Here is a 5,488-nt window from a genome sequence, read left to right on the forward strand (position 1 = left end):
GCCACCAATTGCCCCCAGCATGACAAGGTTCGTGTGCGTTTGTCGGCCTGGTATTGATCGACGGTTTTCTGAAATTGATGACGAGGGATGATGTTGAGTCGCTGTGCCAGTACGGTGTTAGAATGTGCCAAGCCCGGTTCCTCTGAATGATGTCTGTGAGAAGCTTCATTTTACCGGAAACGGCATGGGAACCGGGCTCCTTTCTTTTGGCGGGTCAGTTAACCGGACAGTAGTGACATCTATTCGATCTGGCCACGCCGATCGTGTCCCGCTCAGGCTCTACCAGGGACGGATTGCCCCGTTACATCATCAAACAACGACTACCCGATGGGTTCTTGCTTTCAGGCCGGATTAAAGACCGTTTGACCTGTCAAAACGCTCCAGATAATCCGCGCCAGTTTATGCGCAATGGCGACAACGCCCTTGTGCAATCCGCGACGCTGGACGATGTCTATCATCCAGCGCGCCAGATTTGTGTCTTCGTTTCGCTTGGCCCAGCGCAACGTATGCCGTGCTGCCTGCACCAGTAGTTTTCTCAAGTAGGCATCCCCACGCTTGGTAATCCCTGACATCACCGATTTATGACCACTGGCCTTTTGTCTCGGCGTTAACCCCGTCCACGCCGCAAAATCCCGGCTGTTATGAAAGACCTCCGCATTGCCCACCGTACTCTTGATTGCAGTGGCAATATGGGCCCCAATACCAGGGATGGAGATCAGATTCTGGCATTGCTGATCCTGTTGGCCATAACGCTTTAATTCTTCGTTAATGTGATCAATCCGGCGCGAGAGCAAATCATATTCAACCAGTGTCCAATTCAACTCGGACTGCATCATGCCGGACAAATCTCCCTGTTCCAGAATCTCGCGCAACCCTTTAAGTACAGCATTGATTCCGACGGGGAAGATATAACCATAGTCCGTCAACAAACCGCGCATCTGATTGCAAAGCGCAGTGCGATCCTTGACCAGCCGTTCTCGCATTCGATGCAGGCTCTGAACATCCTGTTGACCCAATGACTTGATCGGTACAAACCGGATATTGGGTCTCATGGATGCTTCATAAATGGCCAGAGCATCGTTCTGATCGTTCTTGTTGCCCCGCACAAATGGCGTGACATGCTGGGCCGGAATCAACCGTACCTGATGGCCTTGTTGCTGAAATAACCTGGCCCAGTAATGCGAGGAATAACAGGCCTCCATGACGACTCTGGAGGGTGTTTGCTCCAGCATGAATTGCCTGAATTTCTCCCGGCTGAGGCGTAACTGCTTCGATACCTTGTTGTGCCCGGAGACGATGCAGATCTGAAAAACGGACTTTGCAAGATCGATGGCGATGGTACTAATATTGTTCATGTGGACGCTCCTCATATTGACGTTTTGCTCGTAACAAAATATTAGCGCTTTTGACGCTGGATCATATGGGGAGCGTCCATCTCATCATCTATTTAATCCTGCACGGTGAGCACCGGATTAAATAAATGTCCCCTAAAGTTTGATTTTTGCTCAAAAACATCCGCGCCACCTTGCCAAAAGGGCATCCAAAATGTCACGAGCAAAAAAACAGCCATGTAGATACAGGGAGGGAAAAGAGAAGCAGCAGCCAATAGCGGCGGGGGAACCCGTTCACCAGACCAATACGCATACGGAAATACCAGGCTATGGACGCCAGATGGGAAACACCACCAGCGTATTAACCAGGCATAGGACTGGTACTGGCACAGACATTGGCAGACACAGCGGCCTGCCCAGCGCGGTTAACATTAGAGCGGAATAATACGGATATCACTCTGGGCAAAGATGCGGCATGCCAGCACAATACTTTGCTCTTCATCACGCGGGGTAATATGCGCCCGGCTCATTTTTTTGCTGAGATAGGTACCACTGGTCACCTTGACGCGACACTTGCCGCAACCGCCACCCTTGCAGCCGACCAGCACTGGCGAATTCTCGGCCTTGCCGATATTAGCCAGCAAATTCTTTTGTGAATCGGCTTCAAAGCATTGTGATTCATTGGCAACCCAAACCTGATGACAGGTTTTTGCCGTGGGTACAACAGGATGCTGATGTTTCATGGCCACACTTCTTTTTATTGTTAACCTATGAGCCTCCATATTACTCATTCAGAGCAGAAAATCGCGCAAATCCTGCTCCTGATTACGGGAAATAGGATTTCTATTTTGGGATCATAGTATCACCAACGATGACTAACAGGCCTGCAACCTGCAAATCGCATGGCTATATCAAATTGACAGTAAATATATTATTTCATAAAAAATAGAAATAGATCATTCCCTGCCTCCTACCTATTGGGGAAATCTATTTAATCCTGCACGACTCTGCGCGAGTGTTGCCGGTGATCAGGGCAAGGCGGCGAAATGATGAGTCCTTTTCACATTCGGTAACACCGCCCTGGACGGCGGCAACCCGTGCCCAGCGGGAGTATCGAATTAAATAGACATCCCTATTAATTATAAAAAACACAACACGCCTTTTAATCAGCTTCATTCCGAACATTGAATTTTTTAGATATAAAAAGTGCAGGATGCAGGGAATCAACCGGACTCTCTGCATCCTCAGATAACGTTATTAAATACCCGCATCCAGTTTAGTCTTGATCCAGGAAAATGCTTCCTGCACATCATAATTGCCGCTATGCGGTGTAAGATAAGGCATTTTAAAAGAAACATCTCTAACGGATTTGTCATTTTTAATCGCGTAATACAGCGTCAATTGCATGGCATAGGCAGTATCCCGGTCAATCATCCCGTGACGGACATACCAGTACGGTGCAGAGTCGGCATCGGTATTCAGATAAGCAATGGGATTAATCAGTTTTAGCTGTGTTGCCAGCTCGCTGGTGCTCGCCAGGTAATCCGACCAGGCCAGCCCGGTATCGTCTGTACCAGAGCCATCACCCAATACTTCGTTATTATTCCAGCTCCATTGGGTAAAGTTGGCGTACTCATAACTGTCGCTGCCAAACAGATTGGTTTCACCGCTGATATTCGGGTTACCGGTTACTCCCACTGCATCAAATGCCACTACGGTCTTAAGGGCAATTGGAGTAGTCACAAACTTCAGAAATTTCTCGAAATCGATATCGGCAACCGTTGCGCTGGTTCCACTACCCGACAGGGTCAGCCAGTCATTGGCAATGGCATACGTCGTTCCACGCAGCGTCACGCTGAAGTCTTCACCATAATCAGGCACGTCCGTACCCGCCGCCAGCTGACGTTCAAGCTCTTCTTTCAGCTGTTCTACGATAGCGCTATTCATGGTCGCATCAGTGAGCGCCGAGCTATCATCCAGCGTCAGGTTCAAACTGTTCAGGTAATCCGGGAACAATGCCGCAATCGCTGCGGAAGCTGCGGGTTGGACACCAGCCGAATAGGCAACGCCATTCAGGGAACCCGTATTGTCATCACTACGAATGCCATTATATTGCCATTCGTAACCGGCATCAGCATTACCCAGGTTATTGATAGGACAATACGCTACCGCCGCAAATACATCATCGTTGATTGTACTGGCCAGGCTATCATCCTCACCTGTAACACCGGCAGCACCAACAGCAGCCAGGAAAGGTAAATAATCGGCACTGTTGCCGCTGGCAGAAACCGCAGCAGTCAAACCGCCACCACCACTTGTGCCAGTAACCACTATACGTTCAGCAGAACCCGGCATCAGCGCATCGTTCAGACGCAAGTAGCGAATTGCCGCCTTGGCATCCACAACCGGTGCAGGTGCCTTGCCAGCCCAGCTGCCATCAACCGCTCTGGCACCACGACTGCGTGTACCCACATCGATAAAGACATAGCCTGCTTTTAACGCTGCACCGACGGCATCCGTGTCTGACGTGCTGACAAATTCAGCACCCTCGGTAATATCGGTCGCTACAGCACTGGTAAACCAACCGGCGTTATTGACTTTAAAATACAGCGCGGTGTTCTCATCGCTGACAGAGGCTTCGGCAACCGAGACAATCATGGTCTGGTAAATATACGGGTCATCCAGCAGCATAGTACTGCCAAATGCGCTTTGTGATGCCATTTCAATCGGGTTGGCAACATAGACAATCCGGTATTGACGTACTGCCATAGTGACGCCATCCAGGCTGATATTAACCGTTGTATAGGCGGTCGCATCAAATGCCAGCTGGTTGTCCTCGCTGTCCACAACGGTGGAGGTGGCCGCAGATGAACTGCTGTTACTGTCATCGCTGCCACACCCAGCCATTAACCCGACAGTGGCAATAGCAAACGCCAGAGGTTTAATAAATGAGAGGTTTGTTTTTTTCATGTTTTGTTACTCCGCTGGTACAGATTCTTATTATTTAAAAGGTACTGACATATTAGGGGCGTGCTTTCACCTCCATTTTTTACATGGATTTTTAATACAAACGGTACAGATAACAACCAGAGGGTTTGCATCCATATCGCATCACTGGTAAAGCTGCGAGGTAAGCACAGGTATTTCATACCTATGAATCATCAATTATTTTTATAAAAAACCAGGGTTTTATTCAGAAAACCGTTTCAGTTCCAGAGTTGATCATATAGCTCGTAAAAATTTAATCAACATAGATTAAAAAACGAATCGTTCTCATAAAAAAACGATAAAAAACTTTCATTTCACAAACCGACATAGCGTAAAAAATGTATCGGCTCACCTTTACATATTCGTCCCTGCAAAAGTGGGCATTTCGTCAAGCGGCCCATTCCCTAGCCTGTTCCCATTCGAATTCAGACTCGTACGCCCCATCTATTACCCCTGATAACACCCAGAATATGAGCGCAAAAAGAGACCTCAGGATTCTTCTCAGGTTCTGGCCAACTCCGCACAGCAGAGCCTGGATGCAATCTCCAACAACCCCTTTCAGCCAGTTTCTTTTCATGAGTCCGTCTGACTTCATGTGACCGATGATCGGCTCTATGCCATTGCGCCTTGACTGTTCCGGGTGCGCTTTGCCTCGTCCTTTCTTTTGATGGCTGATGCAGACATCGACGGCGGCTATACGGCTGTCGTGTTGCGCTCCCCGGTACCCTCGGTCGACCAGGATCTCTTGCGGTTTAATCCCGGTGTTTAGCCAGCTTTGAATCAGATTCCAGTACAGGGGATGGCCGTCGTAGGGGTTGTCAGGGACACAGTAGCAGGCGGTGATGAAGTGACTATCCGCCGTGGTAACCACGGCCACTTTTTGGCCAAATTCATAGCGTTGTCGGCTTTGCCTTTGGCGATGCACTGAACGTCTGCCTCATGCAGGCTGTACCGTTTCGGGCCTTCCCAGTCTTGCTGTGTTTGCTTGATGAGTTGAGAGGCTTGCGCGGCTTTTTCAAGAATAAGCCGGCTTTGCTCGGTGACCGGTAGCTTGCGCAGGATGTCTCGCGTCAGTCGCCCAACCAGCGTCGCCATTTTCTTGAGAGCCTTCTTCAAACGCTTGAACTGTCGGGCATGGGCGTAGCCCGCCGCTTTGTGTTTGAGATGAG

At 49.3% G+C, this 5,488-nt stretch carries 4 protein-coding genes and 1 pseudogene; all 5 read right to left on the minus strand.

Features of this window, described 5'->3' with window-relative positions:
* On the minus strand, positions 1-131 hold a 131-nt coding region (locus WG929_RS20710), incomplete at its 3' end, for a DUF4372 domain-containing protein (RefSeq protein WP_416207588.1).
* A gap of 210 nt (positions 132-341) precedes the next feature.
* Positions 342-1,355: an IS110 family RNA-guided transposase gene (locus WG929_RS20715; protein WP_416207586.1), complete on the minus strand. Its 1,014-nt coding sequence runs from the start codon at positions 1,353-1,355 to the stop codon at positions 342-344.
* Positions 1,356-1,762: 407 nt separating this feature from the next.
* A complete protein-coding gene (locus WG929_RS20720) occupies positions 1,763-2,074 on the minus strand; it encodes a 2Fe-2S iron-sulfur cluster-binding protein (RefSeq protein ID WP_369855739.1) in 312 nt (103 codons plus the stop codon).
* 514 nt (positions 2,075-2,588) lie between these two features.
* On the minus strand, positions 2,589-4,301 hold the full coding sequence (locus WG929_RS20725) for a subtype B tannase (protein WP_416207587.1): 1,713 nt from the start codon (positions 4,299-4,301) through the stop codon (positions 2,589-2,591).
* 798 nt (positions 4,302-5,099) lie between these two features.
* Positions 5,100-5,488, minus strand: a pseudogene (locus WG929_RS20730) (hypothetical protein); the annotation flags it as partial.

The sequence above is a fragment of the Oceanobacter antarcticus genome (assembly GCF_044962685.1).
Classification (GTDB): Bacteria; Pseudomonadota; Gammaproteobacteria; order Pseudomonadales; family Oceanobacteraceae; genus Oceanobacter; species Oceanobacter antarcticus.

Coding starts and splice junctions, on each gene's coding strand:
- WG929_RS20715 (WP_416207586.1), bottom strand. CDS start 1,355: ATGAACAATATTAGTACCATCGCCATCGATCTTGCAAAGTCCGTTTTT.
- WG929_RS20720 (WP_369855739.1), bottom strand. CDS start 2,074: ATGAAACATCAGCATCCTGTTGTACCCACGGCAAAAACCTGTCATCAG.
- WG929_RS20725 (WP_416207587.1), bottom strand. CDS start 4,301: ATGAAAAAAACAAACCTCTCATTTATTAAACCTCTGGCGTTTGCTATT.